We start from the raw sequence: 17,531 nt of genomic DNA, 5'->3' as shown, positions 1-17,531 counted from the left end.
CGCCACCTGGGCGGGAAGCTTCAGTTGACGCCCAGGTCGTCGCGCATCTGGGCGGCTATCGCCTTCGGGTCGCCGCCGGCCTTCGCCCGCGCGTCCACGTACTCCTGCAAGTACCGGTCGGCGTCGTACGGCAGCGCCTGGCCTCGCCACACCGGCACCGGCTGACAGTCACAGTCGTTGTGCCACGTGTTGTCGTCGCCACCGGCCGATTCGCGGTCCAGGTACACCGCGCCGCGGCTGGCCAGCATCCGGCACCAGGCGCACGTCTCGTCGCCCTGCGGCATCCGCGCCCACCGGGGCTCGGCCGGATCGTCCAGCACGTTGCGGCGCAGCGTGTCCCGGCCGCCCTGCTGTACCAGCCGCTGCACCGCACCCGACGCCAAGCCGAGCGCCTTCGCCGAGTTGGTGGGGCCGAACAGCGGGCCGGCGGCCCACCGCGCGACCGCGCGGACCTGCTCACCGGGCAGGGCAGCCGCCAGCGATGCCCGGAACGACCCGCGCACCCGCGCCTGGTCGCGCTGCTCGTCGTACCAGTCCGCGGCAACCGTCATCGCCATGTCGCCGTACGCGGCGACCAACTCCGACAGGAACACCTCCAACGCGGCGGCCACCCCACGGGCGTCCGACACGTCGAGCATCGCCCACCAGACGGTCAACTCGCGGCGGGCCAACGCCACCACGTCCTGCTGCGAAGACCGGTACGCGGCCACGTCAGCCGGCGTCGCCACCGGCCACCACCGGGTCCTGCCCGGCCGCCTGCGCCGCTGCCGCGAGCGCGGTCAGCCGCTGCTGCGCCTGCACCCGCCGCCGGTCAGCCTGTGCCCGATCGATCTGCTGCCGGTCGAGGCCGAGCAGTTCCAGGCCCACCTCGGTCTCAGCCAGCCACGGAATCGCGGCGAGCTGCTTCATGCCGGCGTCGGCCTGCGCCGCGCGGCTGAGGAACCGCGGGTCACGCCAACGCGGCTGGATCGTCGCCCACTGGTCCGGAATCTCACCGGCCGGCACACCATTGGCCATCGCCAGCGCGCGCACCGCCGCACGCCGCAGATACGGCGCCCAGTCGTCGGTCGCGCCCTCCGCCTCCGCGATCAGCTCATGCTGGGCAGCGTCGTACGCCTCCGCCGAGGTGGGGTTCGCCATGTCGGTGATCGCCACCGCCGTATCCGGAAGCGACGTCGCGCGGGCGAACATTTTCGCGTACGCGTTCAACGCCGCCAGGTGCGGCTCCGGCGAACTAGCGGGGAACTGCTTCACGTCCGCGCGCGGAGTCGAGGCGTCCTCGTCGTCGGGCACACCCTTGATGCGCCCCATCACCACCTGCCACGACGCCTTCAAGCTGCCGTCGGCGTTCTTGAAAATCGACTCGTCGGCGCCGAGCAGCCACAAGTCCGGGATCGCGTAGATGTCGGAGTGCGCTTCCAGACGGATCAGCGCCCGGGTGGCCTGGTCCTGGAGGTTCATCACCTCGCGGGAGATCCGCGACGACCCGAACGGCCGGTCCAGGCGCGGCCGGTACGGCAGCGGCTCCGCCGGCACTCCCCACGGATGTGTCTGCACATCCACCGACCAGCCCGACTGGTCCTTCTCCGCCACGATCGTCCGGCCATCCAGGTACAACGCCAGCGACGTCACACTCTCGTCGTCGCCGCGGCCCGTCACCGACAGCAGGCTGTCGAGCCGCCGGGTTCGACCATTCCACTCCCCGGTCGCGTTCAGCGCGTCCCGGAAGTGCAGCAAGGCCGGCGGCTCACTGGTCCCGCCGACCGTGTTGACCACGAACGCCGTCGAGTGAATCAGCGACGAGATGGCACCCTGCGAAACCTCCGACCCGAGGTGGTTGCCTTCCCACACCTCACGCCACCCGAGGTCGTCCAGGTCGCCGTCCGGCCACACGAACCCGTCAAGGTTGCAGCGGCGGGCCAGGACGTCGACGGCCTTACCCGACCAGCCCAGCACGATCCCAAGACCCCAATACTGCGGGGGGATCACCGAGCCGACCAGCCGCACCGCGCGGCGCATGTCGTAGTACGCCGACCGGATCCGGTTCCGCTGCGCCTTCGCTTCCAGCCGATCCAGCAGCAGGTTGAGGGTGCGGTGGTCGTCGTCGGAAACATCCGGCAGGGTCAGCCGCATCATCCGAGCACCACCGCCTTCCGTCCACCCGTCGTACCCCGGCCGCCGGCCGCTGCCCGGCCAGGCCGGCGAACCCGCGTCTGCTGCGCCCCGATCAGCGCCAACGTGCCCGCCTGAATCGGCGTGATGTCCGACTCGGCGGTCTTCCGCGACCACACCCACATGCCCGTATCACCCAGCGGGCGTTTGCCGGCAGGCAGGGCCGCCGACGTGAACTGCGGCTGACCGATGTGCCACAGCCAGCCCGTCACGATGCCGTCCAACACCCGCGAACAGCCGGCGCCCAGCTCGACTACCTTCACTGGGGTCACCTCAAGCCGGGTGTTCTTGAAGAACCAGCGGCCGTTGCGGACCTCCAACAGCGCCGCGATCGGCCCGCCCACGTCCACCACCACCGCGCGGATCTGCGGGTTCGCCGCCACCGTCGCCTCAAGGTGCGGCACCAGCCACGCCACACCCAGGCCGCGGGTGTGCTGGTCGTCGTCCAACTCGAAATGCCACTGCCCGTCGGCGCGCTGACCGGCCAACGCCACCGATGCCCACCGCAGGTCCGGGCCGCACTCCACACCCAGGGCGAACCGGTCCACCGCCGTCGACATCTCGTCGGCCTGGTCGCGCCACGACGGCGCGGGAATCACCCCAGCCGGCTTCGCCGCATCCCAGATGCCCAGACCCTCACGCAGGAACGAATCATCCGACGGCAGGTTCGCCCGCAGCCGCAGCATCGCCTCCCGCGGGGTTCGATGCGGGTACGACGGGTTAGCCCGCTCCCACTGCTCCTGATCGTCCGGGTCGGCGTCCTCGTCGGCGGAACACTCGACGTACACCATGTCGTCGGAGTCGCCCGACAACGCCTGCGCCCGCTTGTTCGCGAACACCTCACCCGGATCCACCGGGCGGGGCGGGGTGCCCATGTAGAACAGCAGCGCCCCGTGCGGATGCCGGGACTGGTTCGTCGCCGCGATCATGTCTTCCAGCGCCTTCTCCGTCAGGATCTGCGCCTCGTCGAACACCTCGACATCAACCTCGTCGAAGCCGCGGCCGAACCCCTGTTCCCGCGCACCGAACATGATCAGGCTGCCGTTGCGGAACCCGATCTCCTGCTCGCCGTTCGCCGTCCGGATGTGGTCGACGTGCGGGGCGACCTTCTTCCGCCGGCACATGCCCTGCATCGACCGGAACGTGTTCGTTGCCGTCCGGGTGCGGTGCGCGGTCCACACCACCTTCAGGCCGGGGAACAGCAGGCACAGGATCACGACCAGGGCACCGACGAAGTACGTCTTCCCGACCTGGCGGGGGATCGACAGCACCACCCCGCCGACCGTCGCCGCGTAGACGCCGTCCGCCCGCTTGCCCAGCGCGATCTGCCCGGCGCCGTCCTGCCACGGGTCGAACCCCAACCCCAACTCGACGCCCTTCGCCCGCACCGCCGAGAAGCCAGTAGTGACGATCCCCGACGGAATCACCACATGCCGGGCCGCCTCAGATAGCTTCGGCGCTGAACGCCTCGTCGGAGACCGGGCCGCCACGCTCGCCCTCCTGCTCCTCCCGGGCATCGATCGCCTCGATGTCCCGCACCACCTCGGTCAACCGCTTCGTCAGCGCCGCCAAATCCCGGGCCGGAGTGTTCGAATCCTCCACGGCCGTCGCGATCCGCGACCGCATCGCCACCAACAACTCGCGGGTCGTACCCGCGTCGGCGGCCTCCGTCACCGTCTTCGGCTTGGCCGGCGGCGCCGGCTTCTCGCCAGCAGCGACCACCCGCAGCGGGGCGGACTTACGGGCACGCGGTGGCACGGCGGTCACCTCCTGTCGTGGAAAACGGTCCGGGGAGAGATGCCGCCTACGCCGGGACACCTCTAAGCCTCCGGGGGGCGGGGGCCTCCCCCACCCGTCAGCGCGGTCGGGTGAGGCTGCCGGATCGGCGCATGATGGGGCCGCCATCGGTGCGGTCGCTTTTGGCGCGGTTGCAGCGTCGGTGGCTGGCCTGCTTGTTGGTAAGGTCGTCGCTGCCGCCGCGGTTGCGGGGAATCCTGTGGTCGACTTCGTACCGGTCGGGGTGGGGCACGCAGCCGCGGCAGGTGAGTGGGCCGGGGCAGCGTTGGCCGTGTTGGTCGGGTAGCACGGTGAGTGTGTAGTCGATGGGGTCGCCGCACAGGCCGCACGGTGGTTGGGTGCGGGCAATGGTGTGGCGGTGCCGGTCGCGGGTGGTGGTGCTGCGGTGTGGTCGGGGCATGTGCACCACCCCTTCGGGTACGCGGGCGGCCCGGGAGCCGTGGGGCTCGACCGGGCCGTGGGCAGAGTTCGCCTGCTACGTCAGCGTGTGATCATCGTACAGCCTGCTGGGGGCGGGTGACTAGTTCAACGGTTGCGGCGTCAACGACCCGGTAGTAGCTGTTGCCGGTGCGGGGTCCGGGGGTGTGAATGGCGGGCAGCAGGCCGTATAGCCGGTCGGCGGGTTTGCGGGAGCGGCGGGCCCAGTCGCGGATCCTGGCGTCGGTGATGGGCCGTTCGGGGCTGGTGAGTAGGGCGGCGAGTTGTCCGGCGGTGCCGTACTGGTAGCCGTCGCGGTCGCGGGGCAGGCCCAGCGGGGCGAGGGTGCGGTTCATGGTCCCTCCGGTCAGCGGCAGGTGCACCAGGCGGTGGCGCGCAGGCAGCCTCGGCAGCGCAGCGTGTAGCCGTCTCGGTCGTAGGCACCCATGTACGTCTTCCACCTTCTGCATTGGCAGCGGGGCGTGGCGTTGCGTCGGGCGAGTTCGGCCGCCAGGTCGGCGGTGGTGGCGTCGGCGAAGTCGCTCATGCGGTTGTGGCCTCCATTTCGGTGGCGGTGAGGTCAAGCGTGCGCGTCGCCCAGGCGGCCGGCCAGATGTGGACGGTCCGCTTCTGCCGGACGTCCATGCCGCACGGGCACGTCTCGCCGATGCAGAGGCAGCCGGCGGCGCAGATGACGGGCCACTGTGCGCTGTCCGGGTTGGAGGTTCGGGCGCGCAGCATCCGCACCCCGCAGGCCGGGCAGGCAGGGTTTTCGGGGATCGGCCAGTGGTCGTCGCCGAGACGTAGGGTGCGGCGTAGCGCCCGGTCGGCGCGGTCGAGATAGCCGGTGACCTCGTGGGCGGTGGCCGGGTCGCAGGCGGGGATGAGCCGGCTCATGACGGCGAGGGCGGGGCCGGTGGGCATGGGTGTGTCGCGGGTGGCGGAGGCGAGCAGCCACCACGCCTGGTCGACGTTCGCGCGAACTTCGTCGATGGTGCGGGCGGTGTTCGTGTGGTGGTCGACGTCGGCGGCGATGTGGTCGCCGGTGGGGTCGCCGTGCCCGCCGCTGCTGGTGCGGGTGCCGTAGACGGGGGAGCGGATTCCGTCGCGGGTGTCGCTGGTGTTCGTGTTGCGGGCGGCGGCCCAGGCGCGGCGGAGGCTCCAGCAGTTGCTGGCGGCCCAGAGGGTGGCGGGGTGGGTGGTCATCGGCGTCTCCCGGCGGTGCGGTGTGGGTTACTGCTGGATGGTGGCGGCGATCCGGTTGTACGCGGCGACGGCCAGGCCGAGGTGGCGGGCGCACAGTTCGATCGAGTCGTCGGGGGTGGTGACGGGTTCGGCGGTGCACCGGTCGGTGGTGTTGCCGCGGCCGGTGAGGTACCGGCAGGTGGCCAGCCGCTGGCCGGGGCTGCGGGTGCGGCCGGGCGTGCCGGGGTCGGGGCGGGTGCTGACCTTGATCGTGTGGCCCACGGCTACTTCTCCTTGCGGGGCGGGGGATTGTCTCGGCGGATGGCGGCGGCGAGCCGGCGGAGTTGGTCGGCGAGTCGGTCGCAGTCGTCGGGGTCGAGCGAGCCGCCGTAGCCGCAGCGCAAGTGCACGTACCGGCCGGCGCGGGTCACGGTGACCATGGCGGTGTTCTCCCTGGCGGATTGGCTATCGGTATGGCTATGCGATCGGTGCGGCGATGGCGGTCAGAGCCCGGCCGGCTGGGGCAGGTATTCGATGCGGGCAAACCCGTTGTCGCGGGCGATCAGTTCGCGGAGGCCGGACAGCGACCAGAGGTGCTGGCCGTCGACGAGCAGCACCGGTTCGACCTGGGGGAAGCCGTCGAGGTCGGGGGTGGTGAGCCAGCCGGCGATGGGGCTGACCCGCTGGGTGCCGTCGTCGAGGGTTACCCGGACGTCGGTGAACGTGACGGCGGGGTTGGGGGCGAACGTGGCGTTCATGGCGGGCTCCTGTCGGGTGGTGGCGGGTGCTGCGGGTGATGGGTTTCGGGCTGGCGGGGGGTGGGATTTCCCTACCCCCCGCCGCCCACTGTCGGCGTTCGCGCTGGTCAGGCTCACTGACGCATCGATGAGGCGGGGGATGCGGGTAGTAGGCGGGCGTTTCTGGCCCGTTTTCGTGTGGGCGTGTAGAAGACCCCCCTCCCCAAACCGGTCAGATATGGTGCGTATCGGTCATCTCAGGGGGGGTGTTTTTTCTCGCGCACGTCCCGGGAAGCTGAAATCGGCGTTCTACTACCCGCATCCCCCGCCTTATCGATGCATTTATGCCCCTGAGCTGGTGTTTCGTGTTCGGAATTTGGCGGGGGGTAGGAATCGGTCCCGGAACCTACCCCCCGCCGCACGCTGGTGACCGGCGGGTGGTGGGCGGGGGGTAGGAAATTCCTACCCCCCGCACCCCCCGCCGGGGTCGTCACCGGGCGTCCTCGGGGATCTGCTCGCCGTCCTTGATCACCGAGTACGTCCACACCTTCGTCTTGGCGTTGAAGAACCCGTTGAGGCGGAACCCGCCCCGGTAGCGGCCGATCTCGGCGGCGAGCATCTTCCCGAGGCCGCCGACGGACGGGATCTGGCCGTCCTTCTTGCGCACCAGGAACGCGCCGTTCCACTTGTCCCGCTGGTCGAATGGCAGCTTGACGTCGGGCATTGCCGAGTCGTGAAGCTCCCTCGCCGTGAGCCGCTTGTCGCCGTGCAGGTGGTCCCACTGGGCGTAGAACGCCCCGTACTGGGCTTCCTCCTCGTCGACCTCCAGCAGGGTGTCCCGGTTGGTCATGAACCCGGTTTCACCCATCCAGTCGAGGAACCCGGCGGTGGCGGACGCCCACGGGGTGAACGTCCGCATCGGTGTCTCGATGCGGTTGGCGCCGGCGACGATCCATCCGCGGACGAGCACGAGCAGGTGGTGCAGCACCTCGGCTCGGTGCGCCGGGTCGGTCAGCCACTCCTCCAAGTCGCCGAGCGCGAATTCGGAGGACGGCCGCATGTCCGGGTTGGGGGTCCGCGCGTCGACCTTAACGGGCACGGTGCGGGACGGGTTGTCGCCGCCGATGGACAGGTTGTTGCCGGTGACCATCCACACCCGGTCGTTGGGCACCTTGACGCTGGTGGACGCGCCGAGCAGCCGATCCGACCAGGCGGAGGCGGTGAGCATCGAAGACAGGCACGGCTGGTCGACGGTTTCGCCCTTGCCGACGTTGTCGAGGCAGACGACGGCGCCGCCGCTGTCGACCAGGATCGACGTGATGGCCTTGCGGAGTTCCACGTCGTCGCTGACCCACGGCCGGATGTGACCGGAGTGCGCCTTGGTCATGATGAGGGCGAGCAGCGACTTGCCGGTGCCGGGTGAGGCGGCGTCGATGGCGATCAGCGGCACCAGCACCCCGCCGAGGTAGTGGCGGACGAGCGGGGCGACGAGCGCGCCGATGTAGTTGGCGCGGGAGCAACTGACCCACGGGAAGTTGGCGAGCAGCTTCCCGAGGATGAACGCCTTCGCGGCGTCGATCTGCTCGGCGGTGGGCTGGTCGGGCACGCGGGCAATGTTCAGCTTCGGCGCGTAAATGACCTTCGTGGCTTCGTCGTAGCCGGGCTCCTGAATGAGGGTGCCATCGGGGCGGAACAGCGGCGTGGTGACGATGCCGTGAAGCACCGGCAGCCCGTTCCACCGCGCGGAGGACAGCGCCGCCGCAGCGAGGTGCTGCTTCGGGGTGGACTCCACTTCCAGGAACTCAACGGTCCCGTCGGCGAGTTTCCGCTTCTCCAACTCGTAGGTGTAGGTGGCATCGGCGAGGATCCGGGACAGGCGGGTCGGGTCGACGGCGCTGATGATCTGCGCCGGCTCGTCGTCGTCTTCGATGGCCCCAGACGGCGTTTCGACCACCACGACGGCACCGGCCCGCACGTACGTGTCGGGCAGGGCGCGCGTGTCGATGGCGCGGGTGAGTGCCCGGATCGACTCGGGGTCGGTGCCCAACTCGATGTGAGGTCGAGGGTCGGCGGCGACCTGCTTCCGTCGCGCCTCGATTTGCTGGCGCTGCTTTTCGGCGAGGGCGGCCTTCTCCTCCTTCTCCTTCTGGCGGGCGAGGTGCCGTTCCTGGACTTCCCGGGCGGCCTTGGCCTTCGCGGATTCGGTGTCGCCGCCACCGGGGAGGACGGTGAGGTGGCGGTCTTCGGCTGCCTGGGTCATGCCACCGCCTGGAGGTGTCGGCGCGGCTTGCGGGGCTGCGCCCAGTAGTTGGGGTCGCCATCGGGCGGGTTGACGTGGCTGCCGTCGCGGGTGCGGGGGCAGTGGCACGGCCACACGCCGCGGATGGCCTTCGGGTCGGTGACGGTGCCGGGCACGGTGACGGGCGGCCACGTCGGGTCGTCGAGGCGCAGTGGGTACGGCTGCCGGTTCTGCTCCCGGAAGCGGATGTGCTCCCGGCGCAGCAGGTCGGCCTGGGCGATCTGGACCGCCTCGCGCATGGTCTTCGCCTCCGGGCCGCCGAGCGCGTACCGCAGGTCGGCGTGAACCTCCGCGTAGGCGGCCTCCTCCCCGGCGTCGAAGCCGGCTGCGTGACCGGCCTGGTAGGCGAGGTTGACGGCCACCTGGTCGTCGTGCGGCTCGCCGGTGTCGACGTTGAGGGCGAGGGCGAGCAGGTAGGCGACCTGCCCGGCGGTGTAGGTTTCCTGTCCGCTGGTGAGGGCGGTGATGGCGCGGGCGGTGACGTCCGGGTCGAGGTGGCTCACGCGGCACGCCCCGTCTCGTCGTCGGGCAGCGTCCAGCCCATGAGCCGGGGAAGCTCCGCCGAGCGACCCTCGCGGAAAGCGAGTTGCCTGATCCACGCGTCGGCGTCGGGCGCCCGACGCAGCTCGAACAGCCCAGCCATGCCCGGCTCGCGGTACATGATCAAACGCCCGTACCACGCCGACCAGTTGTTGTTGACCTTGTAATGGGGGTCCTTGGTGGCGAACCGGACCTCCCACCGCGACTTCTCGACCAGTGCGCGCACGCCGAGCCGGGCGCCGGTGAACTGGCGAACCCACTGACGGCAGAGCCGCACCATCACGTCGTAGACGACCGGGTTGTTGGCGCAGTACGCCTCGAACTGCTCGGCCAGGGTGAGCGCCTGGTCGGTGTCGTTCTCTGGGGTGATGCCGGCGGCATCACGAAGGAGGTCGAGCAGGCTCTCCGGCTGGCTGTCGGAGGTGTCGGATGCCTTGCTGTGGCGGTTGTCGCCTTGCGCGTGCCGCCCGAAGTCGTTTATCATTGATCCATCCACATCGATCAACGAGAAACCCGGCGCCCTCCCAAAAGCGGCCGGGTTTTTCGGCGTTCAGGGAAAGGTCAGGCGGCGCGCTGCGCGGGAATGCGCGCAGGCTGCCGACGCCGAGACGGAGCCTCGACCACGAGATACGGCCGCATCAGCGCGGCGACGTCGGCCATCTGCTCGGCCGACGGGGCGGGCCAGTCAGCGACCAGGGCGCGGGCAGCCTCCCGCATCTGCTCCGGGCTCACAGGGCACCCGCTGCGGCGGCCTCACTGCGGCGCTGGGCGCGCGCCTGGGCGGAGCGGAGACCCATGCGGGCGAACCGTTCGCGGCGGGCCAGGTCGACGAGACGCGCCAGCTCGTGCGGGTCGGTGGCGGCGAGCCGGCCGTCGGGGTCGATGTTCCGTTCGATGGCCTTGAGCTGGGCGGCGCGGGCGTGCGCCATGGCGGCCTCGTGCTCGGTGCGGGTCTTACCGGCGGCGTTGGCGAGGCCGCCGATGACGGCGGCGTAGTGCCGGACGTGCGGATCGGGGCTGGCAGGCATGGGGCGAGGTCCCTTCGATGGGGTGCCTCGCGGTGATCGCCTGTGACATTTCGCGGACAGCCGGGGGCTGTCGTTGATGCACGGGCTCCGAACTCCGTAGAGTTTGGAGTGGCTGGCGTGGAGGTAGGAGTCCACTACCGGCCCGATCACCGCCGAGGCGGTGGTTGATAACGGGTGACAGGGCCGGGCTTAAGCTCGGTCCTGTCGCTTTTTGTGACGCCTCGAATTCGAGGCCGCGTACGCATGCGCACGCTTGGGGCTTGACTTACAGGACCAGTTTTTCGGCCCTTCGCTCACAGTCAAGCTTAGCGATCACACGAGGTCCGTCAAGCTGTGCTGTCACGGAGCGTGCGCCATGGCCGGCACCCATTGCACTGTCCTGCACTGGCTTGCACTGTCCTGTACTGGCCTGCACTGGTGTTGTCGTCGGGACATGAATGTCGGCTTGCAGGTGCGAAGATTAGCGATCCTCGATGGTGTTCCTACCCGCTCGTCCCACGGGTGATACATGGCGGGCGCGCACCCCGGGGCATCGGCACTCATCAAGGCTTCACTACCCTGTGTAACAATGATCTAGGTGGAGGTGTCCACTCAGGCACCCTCGTCGTTCGACCATCCATCGACACTGGCCGAAATTGCCTGTTCGCTGTGAATGCCGAATCCCAGAGACATCGATCGGTCGACGTTTCTGTTTTCCAGAGTTGTCGTCACGGTGCGCTTCCATTCTCCACCTTTCCAAGCCCCGTAATTCCCCCCAAGTGACCGCGGGCCCACCCGGGCGGCACCACAGAGGGGAACACACAGGCAGACCAGTGGGGTACCGCCTCGCGCCGGGCCGGCCAGCAGGCATCGTCCGTCGATCCCGCCGGTGGCGGCAGACCCAGCCGCCGCGTCGCACCCCCTTCCACTCGACCACTCCCCCCACCGACGTGCGGCACATCACAGCCATCACGATTCCCCGGCTGTTTTCGGGGTGATCACCACCGACTCCGGCCGGAACGTCCGAGTCCCCCGCCCCGGCGGCATGATCTTCACGACCATCAGGTGCTCGACCACCGCCCGGCGCCGGTCGACGTCCATCGACTCCCACGCCGCCTCGACATCCGGGGCGTTGATCAGCGGCTCCAACACCGACGCACGCTCCGACCGGACCAGCGTCCGCTCCATCTCGGCGATCCTCTTGCGCAGCGTTCGCGTGCCGGTGCGCAACTGCTCGTCGTCGATCTCATCGGACGCATGCAGCGCGGCCAGGCCGTTGAGACGCTTCCGCAGCCGCCGCACCTCCGTGCGCGTCTCGCCCGGGTCGTCTTCCTCCTCTTGCAGCAGGTACTTGGAGGCGTCGGGGCGGCTCAGCCACGCGATGACCACCTGCCCGACCCAGTCGTCGACCGGCTGGGCGCGGCGGCTCACGTGCCCGTAGTCGGCGGAGCATCGGTATCCGGGCTGCCGGTTCTGCCCGCCGCCAGCGTGGACGGTCGCCTCGCAGACGCCGCAGAGTCCAAGGCCGGAGAGCATCCGCCGGCCGGTGCGTCCCGGGCTGGTTCGGCTGGGGTCGGTGAGGATGTCGACGACCGCCCGCCACGTCTCTTCCCGCACGATGGCGGGCCAGGTGGCGGGGCCGACGATGCTTTCGAGCCTTGCCCGGATGGGGTGCACGGCCCCCCGCTTCTCCGCGTCGACGTGGTACCGCAACCCGGCGTTGCGTGGGTTGAGCAGCACCGCGCGCAGCGACGGGGTGGACCACTTCGCCGGCTGCCCGTCCCGGCCGCGCTGCGTGGTGGTCAACCCGCGCTCATTCCAGGCGCGGACGATCCGGCCGAGCGGCACACCACGAAGCACATCCTTGTAGGCGTCGCGCAGCGCGGTCGCCTCTTCGGGCAGCTCCGCGTTGAAGTCGCGGATCTCGCGCGACTCCACCTCCCCGGTCAGCTTGTTGACGACCTGCTCATGCCCGATGACCGGGCCGTAGCCGAAAGGGCGGCGCCCACCCACCCTCCGGCCCTGCTCGGCGGCCTGCCGGTTGGCGGCCTGCTGCCGATCGCTCTTGACCTTGATTTCGTTGCGGCTGACGGCAGACAGCACGTCGGCGATGAGTGCGCCGCTGGGGGTGGACAGGTCGAGGTCGCTGCCGCGCACGAACGCGAGGACGATGCGTGCCTTCTCGCCGGCCTCAAGCAGCCGCAGCGTGTCGCGGCGGTTGCGGGAGAGCCGGGACATGTCCCAGCAGATGACCGCTTTGACCTCGCCGGCCTCGATGGAGGACAGCACCTGTTCGAACTGGGGGCGCTTGTGGCGGCCGGCTGCGGAGACGTCGTTCTCGACTAGCTCACGCACGACGTGCCATCCTCGGAGGCGGGCGAGCTGCCTGCCGTCGTCGAGTTGGCGGGTCACAGCGAGTTCGTCGCCGTCCTTGTCGAGGCTCTGTCGGCAGTAAATCAAGGCTTTCACATCAGCAAGTCTTGCATATTCCGGCTCTCCTGGACCGTCGCCGACCTGGACGGGCGGGACCGACCCGACACGCGGGACATCGAGGAAGCCATCCACTTCAGGACGGGAGAGGGCACGTGACGGGCATCGACGACCGCAGGATGGCCCGGGTGGCGCTGACCTGGCTCGCCGAGCCGGGCACCCGGTCGGTCCACCGGCTCGTCGACCGGCTCGGCCCGGTGGCCGCGCTGGACCGGCTGCTGGCCGGCGGCGCACCGGACCGGACGCTCCGGGCGGCGGTGGCGGCGCGCACGGCGGCCGGCGACGCGGTCGCGGTCGCGGCGGAGGCACTGGCACGCGGGGAGCGGCTCGGCGCGCGGCTGGTCACCCCGGAGGACGACGAGTGGCCGGCGCAGGTCGCCGAGCTGCGCGACCTGGTCCTGCCCGAGGCCGTCCGGCGGGTCGACGTGGAGACCGACCCGCCGCTCTGCTTCTGGGTACGCGGAGCCTGGCCGCTCGGCGACGCGCTGGACCGCTCGGTGGCCGTGGTCGGCGCCCGTGCGGCCACCCCCTACGGCACGCACGTCGCCACCGAGCTGGGCTACGGGCTCGCCGACCGGGAGTGGACGGTGGTCTCCGGCGGGGCGTTCGGCATCGACTCGGCGGCGCACCGCGGGGCGCTGACCGCGGGCGGGCGCACGGTCGCGGTGCTGGCCTGCGGCCTGGACCGCCCCTACCCGATGGGCAACACCGCGCTGTTCGACCGGATCGCGGAGACCGGCCTGCTGGTGAGCGAGTGGATGCCGGGCGCCGAGCCGCTGCGGCCACGCTTCCTCGTCCGCAACCGGGTCATCGCGGCGGCGACCCGGGGCACCGTGCTGGTCGAGGCGGCCGCCCGCAGCGGCGCCACCCAGACCCTCAACCGGGCGCTCGGCCTGGCGCGCCCGGCGATGGTGGTGCCCGGGCCGGTGACCTCGGCCATGTCCGTGGGCGGGCACCAGGTGCTCCGCGAGAGGCCGGGCGCCCGGCTGGTCACCGGCGTTGCGCACGTGCTGGAGGAGGTCGGCCGGATCGGGGACGACCTGGCGCCGCTCGCGCGGGCCCCGGAACTCCCGCGGGACCGGCTCGACGACGACGCGACCCAGGTGTTGGAGGCGCTGCCCCGCCGCCGGACGCTCGACCTGGAGGCCGTCGCGACACGGGCCGGCGTGGACCTGCGCACCGCGATGCGGAAACTGTCCATGCTGGAGGAGTTGGCCCTGGTGGTACGCCGCGACGGCGGCTACGCGCTCGCGCCACCCGCCCGGACCGACAGGTGAGCGGTTCAGTCGCCCTCGAACCGCAGCTCGACGTCGCGGCCCTCCCGGCAGCGGTGGGCGAGCCGGGCCAGCCGGCGGATCTGGTCGACCTCCTGCGGCGCGCGGGCCGCCTCCAGCAGGCAGCGCAGCTCGGTGAGCAGGTGCGGCACCTGTTCGGCGTCCACGGTCAGCTCGCCGAGAGGCGCGACGCGATCCAACATCGGGGTGCGCCCGCCACCCCGCACCCGGGTGAGCAGGTCGAGCAGCACGTCCTGCCGGTCGGCCACCACCTCGATCGACACGTACGACGACCGGCGGCGGTCCGTGCCGGCGCGCACCCGCCGGTAGAGCACGGCATCCACTCCCACGCCCGGGTCCCTTCTCGCGCCGGCGTCACCGTCTCAGCGACTCGAGTTTCCCCTGTCCACGGCCCTTTCTGCCACCCCGTTCGGCGCGGCGGCACGGCAGCCGGTCCCGGGCGCGCCGTTCGTCGTCCGGGCGGCGACGCACGCCCCCGGGATCCGACGTCGGCGGTGGCGGGCGGGCCGTCCGGCCGGCTCGGCCCGTAGTCTGGACCGGTGTCCGGCGACAGCTCCCGCCTCGGTCGGCGCCACCACACGCACCGGACCCGCGCGGAGCCGTCCGGTGGCTGAGCGGCGGCGGAGCACCCGGGCCGCGCACGAGGAGCTGCCGGCACCGATGCGCGAGGCGGTGGACGACTTCGCCGACCATCTGTCCCGGGTGCGCAACCGGTCCACGCACACCGTCCGGGCCTACGTCACGGATCTCGTCTCCCTGCTGGACCACGCCGTGCGGATGGGCTGCACCGACCTGCCCGAGCTCGACCTCGGGGTGTTGCGGAGCTGGCTGGCGAAGCAGCGGACGACGGGGACGGCCCGGTCGACGATGGCCCGGCGGGCCGCCGCCGCCCGCACGTTCAGCGCGTGGGCGCACCGGGCCGGCCTGCTCCCCGCCGACGTCGCCGCGCCGCTGGCCAGCCCACGGGCCCACCGGGAGCTGCCCACCGTCCTGCGCGCCGACCAGGCGGCCGCCCTGATGGACGCACCGACCCGGGCCGGCCGGACGACGGACGCCGGCGACACGGCCGGCCGGGCGACGGACACCAGCGCGACGCCTGGCGACACAGGCGACACCGCCGGCCGGGCGGCGGACGGCGGCGGGACGGCGCACGGGGACACGGCAGCCACCGCCGTGCCGGACGGCGACGCGGCGCCGGACGCGGTGCTGCTGCGGGACCGGTTGCTGCTCGAACTGCTCTACGGCACCGGGGTGCGGATCAGCGAGGCCTGCGGGCTCGACGTCGCGGACGTCGACCAGGCCCGCCGGGTGGTACGCGTGCTGGGCAAGGGCGGTCGGGAGCGCGCGGTGCCGTACGGGGTGCCGGCACAGCGGGCGCTCGACGCGTGGCTGGCCGACGGCCGGCCGGCGCTGGCGGTGCCCGGCTCGGGACGGGCGCTGCTGCTCGGCGCGCGGGGCGGGCGGCTCAACCCGACCACCGCGCGCCGGATCGTCGCCGGGTGGGCCGGGACGGCCGGGGTGCCCCGGGTGACCCCGCACGGGCTGCGTCACTCGGCCGCCACCCACCTGCTCGAGGGCGGCGCGGACCTGCGGGCCGTCCAGGAGCTGCTCGGGCACTCGTCGCTGGCCAGCACCCAGATCTACACGCACGTCTCGGTCGAGCGACTGCGGGCGGCCTACCGGCAGGCGCATCCCCGGGCCTGACCGAAGCGGCGAGGGGATGATCGACGGCGGGCTAGGATCGACGGATGACGGTGCCGCAGCCGCCCGAGCCGATTCCCGGGGCTCGGCTGCTCTTCTCCCTCGACCCGTCCGTCAGCCACCTCAACCACGGCTCGTTCGGCGCCGTGCCGATCCCCGTGCAGCGCGCCCAGCAGCGCCTGCGGGACGAGATGGAGTCCAACCCGCTGCGGTTCTTCACCCAGGGGCTGGTCGACCGGATCGCCCATGCCCGGCGGCACCTGGCCACCTTCCTCGGCGCCGACCCGGACGGCACCGCCCTGGTCGGCAACGTCACCGCCGGCGCGGCAGTGGTGTTGCAGTCGCTGGCGCTGCGCCCCGGGGACGAGGTGCTGACCACCGACCACGGCTACGGCGCGGTCGCCCTCTCGGTGGCCCGGGAGTGCGAGCGGACCCAGGCGGTGTCCCGCACCGTGGCCGTGCCGTTGGGCGCCACCGACGAGGAGGTGGTCGAGATCGTGCGGGCCGCGCTGCGCCCGGGGCGGACCCGGCTGCTGATCGTCGACCAGCTCACCTCGCCGACCGCCCGGCTGTTCCCGGCGGCGGCGCTCGTCGCGGTGGCCCGGGAGCGGGGCGTGCCGGTGCTGGTGGACGCGGCGCACGCGCCGGGCATGCTGCCGGCCTCGGTGACCTCGGTCGGCGCCGACTTCTGGGTCGGCAACCTGCACAAGTGGGCGTACGCGCCGCGCGGCACCGCCGCGCTGGTGGTGGCGGAGCCGTGGCGGGAGCGGGTCCAGCCGCTCGTCGTCTCGTGGGAGCAGGCCAGCGCCTTCCCGACCCGGGTCGAGTGGCAGGCCACGCTCGACTACACCGGTTGGCTGGCCGCGCCGATCGGCGTGTTCACGCTGCGCAGCCTCGGCGTGGACCGGGTCCGCGCGCACAACGCGGCGCTTGCCGCGTACGGGCAACGGGTCGTCGGGGACGCGCTGGGGGTGGCGCCGGAGCGGCTGCCGGCGCCCGGCGGACCGGCGGTCGCCATGCGACTGGTGCCGCTGCCGCCGGGTGTCGCGACGACGCTGGACGCCGCCCGGGCGCTGCGGACCGAGATCGCCGACCGGCTGGGCGCGGAGGTGTCGGTCGCCGGCTGGAACGGGCGCGGCTACCTGCGGCTGTGCGGCCAGGTCTACAACACCCCCGAGGAGTACGACCGGCTGGCCGCGCGGCTGCCCTCGCTGCTCGCCGGGCGCTGAGCGGTCCGCCTCCCGGTGCCCGGATCAGCCGGGCCGGACGGGAGCAGGCGGACCCGGCCCAGCCCGAGCAGGGCGAGCGGGTCCAGATAGTCGTCGCCCCGGCGCAGCCCCCAGTGCAGGCACGCCGGGGCGGCGCAGCCGGGGTGCCCGGGGAGCAGGTCGCCGATCGGGGTGCCGGCGTCGACCCGGTCGCCGGCGGCGAGGCGGGGCCGGACCGGCTCGTAGGTGGTGCGCAGCCCGTCGTGGTGGCCGACGGTGATCACCGTGCGGCCGGCCACCGGACCGGCGAAGAGGACCGTGCCGGCGCCCGCGGCGCGGACCTCGGCGCCCGGTCCGGCCGCCAGGTCGACGCCCCGGTGGCCGGGCAGCCAGGGCTCCGGTGGCGGGTCGAACCGCCGCGCCGGCCGGGGTCGGCCGGGCAGCGGCCACCGGAAGCGCGCCGCGGCGGGCGGCAGGGCCACGGCCGGGACCGGCCCCGCCGACGACGGCGCCCGGCCCACGGCCGGCGGCGGCGCCGGGGTCGACGCGGGGTCGGCAGGTGAGGCGGCGGACCCGGCGGTCAGGCCTTCCACGAGGAGCAGGAGCAGTGCGGGGCCGAGCGGGATCCTCATGCCGCGCACTCTGCCAGCCGGGGTCGGGTCCGCGCGCCCCGGCGGGAGTGG

The 17,531-nt window shown here is 72.1% G+C and carries 21 protein-coding genes and 1 pseudogene; 4 read left to right on the top strand and 18 right to left on the bottom strand.

The window, feature by feature from the left end:
• Positions 1-20: 20 nt before the first annotated feature.
• The 16 genes from ACIA5A_RS05960 to ACIA5A_RS05885 all read right to left on the bottom strand — a co-directional run bounded on the left by ACIA5A_RS05960 (position 21) and on the right by ACIA5A_RS05885 (position 12,623).
• A complete protein-coding gene (locus ACIA5A_RS05960) occupies positions 21-728 on the bottom strand; it encodes a hypothetical protein (protein WP_396756868.1) in 708 nt (235 codons plus the stop codon).
• Positions 712-2,136: a phage portal protein gene (locus tag ACIA5A_RS05955; RefSeq protein WP_396756866.1), complete on the bottom strand. Its 1,425-nt coding sequence runs from the start codon at positions 2,134-2,136 to the stop codon at positions 712-714. Before ACIA5A_RS05955 ends, ACIA5A_RS05960 begins: the two co-directional genes overlap by 17 nt.
• On the bottom strand, positions 2,133-3,662 hold the full coding sequence (locus ACIA5A_RS05950) for a hypothetical protein (RefSeq protein WP_396756864.1): 1,530 nt from the start codon (positions 3,660-3,662) through the stop codon (positions 2,133-2,135). The genes ACIA5A_RS05955 and ACIA5A_RS05950 overlap by 4 nt, the downstream gene beginning before the upstream one ends.
• Positions 3,616-3,930, bottom strand: a complete 315-nt coding sequence (locus ACIA5A_RS05945) for a hypothetical protein (protein WP_396756862.1) — start codon at positions 3,928-3,930, stop codon at positions 3,616-3,618. The genes ACIA5A_RS05950 and ACIA5A_RS05945 overlap by 47 nt, the downstream gene beginning before the upstream one ends.
• 97 nt (positions 3,931-4,027) lie before the next feature.
• Positions 4,028-4,369, bottom strand: a complete 342-nt coding sequence (locus tag ACIA5A_RS05940; RefSeq protein WP_396756860.1) for an HNH endonuclease — start codon at positions 4,367-4,369, stop codon at positions 4,028-4,030.
• A gap of 91 nt (positions 4,370-4,460) precedes the next feature.
• Positions 4,461-4,742 carry a hypothetical protein gene (locus ACIA5A_RS05935; protein ID WP_396756858.1) on the bottom strand — a complete coding sequence of 94 codons (282 nt, stop codon included), beginning with the start codon at positions 4,740-4,742 and terminating at the stop codon, positions 4,461-4,463.
• An 11-nt stretch (positions 4,743-4,753) separates the two neighbouring features.
• Positions 4,754-4,933: a hypothetical protein gene (locus ACIA5A_RS05930; RefSeq protein WP_396756856.1), complete on the bottom strand. Its 180-nt coding sequence runs from the start codon at positions 4,931-4,933 to the stop codon at positions 4,754-4,756.
• Positions 4,930-5,592, bottom strand: coding sequence for a hypothetical protein (locus ACIA5A_RS05925; protein ID WP_396756854.1), 663 nt, complete (start codon positions 5,590-5,592; stop codon positions 4,930-4,932). Before ACIA5A_RS05925 ends, ACIA5A_RS05930 begins: the two co-directional genes overlap by 4 nt.
• A gap of 27 nt (positions 5,593-5,619) precedes the next feature.
• Entirely contained in the window at positions 5,620-5,853 is a 234-nt protein-coding gene (locus ACIA5A_RS05920; RefSeq protein ID WP_396756852.1) for a hypothetical protein, read from the bottom strand.
• A 2-nt stretch (positions 5,854-5,855) separates the two neighbouring features.
• Complete coding sequence (locus ACIA5A_RS05915) at positions 5,856-6,011, bottom strand: hypothetical protein (RefSeq protein ID WP_396756850.1); 156 nt, start codon at positions 6,009-6,011, stop codon at positions 5,856-5,858.
• 63 nt (positions 6,012-6,074) lie between these two features.
• Entirely contained in the window at positions 6,075-6,329 is a 255-nt protein-coding gene (locus tag ACIA5A_RS05910) for a hypothetical protein (RefSeq protein ID WP_396756848.1), read from the bottom strand.
• A 469-nt stretch (positions 6,330-6,798) separates the two neighbouring features.
• Positions 6,799-8,568, bottom strand: a complete 1,770-nt coding sequence (locus ACIA5A_RS05905; RefSeq protein ID WP_396756846.1) for a cell envelope integrity protein TolA — start codon at positions 8,566-8,568, stop codon at positions 6,799-6,801.
• Positions 8,565-9,110, bottom strand: a complete 546-nt coding sequence (locus ACIA5A_RS05900; protein ID WP_396756844.1) for a hypothetical protein — start codon at positions 9,108-9,110, stop codon at positions 8,565-8,567. The genes ACIA5A_RS05905 and ACIA5A_RS05900 overlap by 4 nt, the downstream gene beginning before the upstream one ends.
• Positions 9,107-9,631, bottom strand: a complete 525-nt coding sequence (locus ACIA5A_RS05895; RefSeq protein WP_396756842.1) for a hypothetical protein — start codon at positions 9,629-9,631, stop codon at positions 9,107-9,109. The genes ACIA5A_RS05900 and ACIA5A_RS05895 overlap by 4 nt, the downstream gene beginning before the upstream one ends.
• 244 nt (positions 9,632-9,875) lie before the next feature.
• Positions 9,876-10,175 carry a hypothetical protein gene (locus ACIA5A_RS05890; protein WP_396756840.1) on the bottom strand — a complete coding sequence of 100 codons (300 nt, stop codon included), beginning with the start codon at positions 10,173-10,175 and terminating at the stop codon, positions 9,876-9,878.
• Between the two features lie 948 nt (positions 10,176-11,123).
• Positions 11,124-12,623 (bottom strand): recombinase family protein, encoded by a 1,500-nt coding sequence (locus ACIA5A_RS05885; protein WP_396756838.1) that lies wholly within the window; start codon positions 12,621-12,623, stop codon positions 11,124-11,126.
• Between the two features lie 15 nt (positions 12,624-12,638).
• On the opposite strand from ACIA5A_RS05885, the pseudogene ACIA5A_RS05880 reads away from it, so the two are divergent.
• Both ACIA5A_RS05880 and ACIA5A_RS05875 read left to right on the top strand, forming a co-directional pair.
• Positions 12,639-12,743: pseudogene (locus ACIA5A_RS05880) on the top strand (hypothetical protein); the annotation flags it as partial.
• Positions 12,744-12,763: 20 nt separating this feature from the next.
• Positions 12,764-13,921 carry a DNA-processing protein DprA gene (locus tag ACIA5A_RS05875; RefSeq protein ID WP_396757086.1) on the top strand — a complete coding sequence of 386 codons (1,158 nt, stop codon included), beginning with the start codon at positions 12,764-12,766 and terminating at the stop codon, positions 13,919-13,921.
• 5 nt (positions 13,922-13,926) lie between these two features.
• Here ACIA5A_RS05875 and ACIA5A_RS05870 read toward each other — a convergent pair whose 3' ends face one another.
• Positions 13,927-14,268: a hypothetical protein gene (locus ACIA5A_RS05870; protein ID WP_396756836.1), complete on the bottom strand. Its 342-nt coding sequence runs from the start codon at positions 14,266-14,268 to the stop codon at positions 13,927-13,929.
• 331 nt (positions 14,269-14,599) lie between these two features.
• Here ACIA5A_RS05870 and ACIA5A_RS05865 point away from each other — a divergent pair, with 331 nt between their 5' ends.
• Both ACIA5A_RS05865 and ACIA5A_RS05860 read left to right on the top strand, forming a co-directional pair.
• Complete coding sequence (locus tag ACIA5A_RS05865; RefSeq protein ID WP_396757084.1) at positions 14,600-15,643, top strand: tyrosine recombinase XerC; 1,044 nt, start codon at positions 14,600-14,602, stop codon at positions 15,641-15,643.
• Between the two features lie 44 nt (positions 15,644-15,687).
• Positions 15,688-16,869: an aminotransferase class V-fold PLP-dependent enzyme gene (locus ACIA5A_RS05860; RefSeq protein ID WP_396756834.1), complete on the top strand. Its 1,182-nt coding sequence runs from the start codon at positions 15,688-15,690 to the stop codon at positions 16,867-16,869.
• On the opposite strand, the gene ACIA5A_RS05855 is transcribed toward ACIA5A_RS05860, so the two are convergent.
• Positions 16,803-17,474 carry a murein hydrolase activator EnvC family protein gene (locus tag ACIA5A_RS05855; RefSeq protein ID WP_396757082.1) on the bottom strand — a complete coding sequence of 224 codons (672 nt, stop codon included), beginning with the start codon at positions 17,472-17,474 and terminating at the stop codon, positions 16,803-16,805. The two genes, ACIA5A_RS05860 and ACIA5A_RS05855, sit on opposite strands and share 67 nt — an antisense overlap.
• Between the last annotated feature and the right edge of the window lie 57 nt (positions 17,475-17,531).

The organism is Micromonospora sp. NPDC051300, assembly GCF_044455315.1.
In the GTDB taxonomy this organism is placed as follows: Bacteria; Actinomycetota; Actinomycetes; order Mycobacteriales; family Micromonosporaceae; genus Micromonospora; species Micromonospora robiginosa.
The sequence above is the reverse complement of the archived record's forward strand: the minus strand, read 5'-3'. Positions and strand labels throughout refer to the sequence as shown.

Excerpts from the sequence above, each read along its gene's own strand:
- ACIA5A_RS05955 (WP_396756866.1), bottom strand. The coding sequence starts at position 2,136 with ATGATGCGGCTGACCCTGCCGGATGTTTCCGACGACGACCACCGCACC.
- ACIA5A_RS05940 (WP_396756860.1), bottom strand. The coding sequence starts at position 4,369 with ATGCCCCGACCACACCGCAGCACCACCACCCGCGACCGGCACCGCCAC.
- ACIA5A_RS05935 (WP_396756858.1), bottom strand. The coding sequence starts at position 4,742 with ATGAACCGCACCCTCGCCCCGCTGGGCCTGCCCCGCGACCGCGACGGC.
- ACIA5A_RS05930 (WP_396756856.1), bottom strand. The coding sequence starts at position 4,933 with ATGAGCGACTTCGCCGACGCCACCACCGCCGACCTGGCGGCCGAACTC.
- ACIA5A_RS05925 (WP_396756854.1), bottom strand. The coding sequence starts at position 5,592 with ATGACCACCCACCCCGCCACCCTCTGGGCCGCCAGCAACTGCTGGAGC.
- ACIA5A_RS05915 (WP_396756850.1), bottom strand. The coding sequence starts at position 6,011 with ATGGTCACCGTGACCCGCGCCGGCCGGTACGTGCACTTGCGCTGCGGC.
- ACIA5A_RS05910 (WP_396756848.1), bottom strand. The coding sequence starts at position 6,329 with ATGAACGCCACGTTCGCCCCCAACCCCGCCGTCACGTTCACCGACGTC.
- ACIA5A_RS05905 (WP_396756846.1), bottom strand. The coding sequence starts at position 8,568 with ATGACCCAGGCAGCCGAAGACCGCCACCTCACCGTCCTCCCCGGTGGC.
- ACIA5A_RS05895 (WP_396756842.1), bottom strand. The coding sequence starts at position 9,631 with ATGATAAACGACTTCGGGCGGCACGCGCAAGGCGACAACCGCCACAGC.
- ACIA5A_RS05890 (WP_396756840.1), bottom strand. The coding sequence starts at position 10,175 with ATGCCTGCCAGCCCCGATCCGCACGTCCGGCACTACGCCGCCGTCATC.
- ACIA5A_RS05875 (WP_396757086.1), top strand. The coding sequence starts at position 12,764 with ATGGCCCGGGTGGCGCTGACCTGGCTCGCCGAGCCGGGCACCCGGTCG.
- ACIA5A_RS05865 (WP_396757084.1), top strand. The coding sequence starts at position 14,600 with ATGCGCGAGGCGGTGGACGACTTCGCCGACCATCTGTCCCGGGTGCGC.
- ACIA5A_RS05860 (WP_396756834.1), top strand. The coding sequence starts at position 15,688 with ATGACGGTGCCGCAGCCGCCCGAGCCGATTCCCGGGGCTCGGCTGCTC.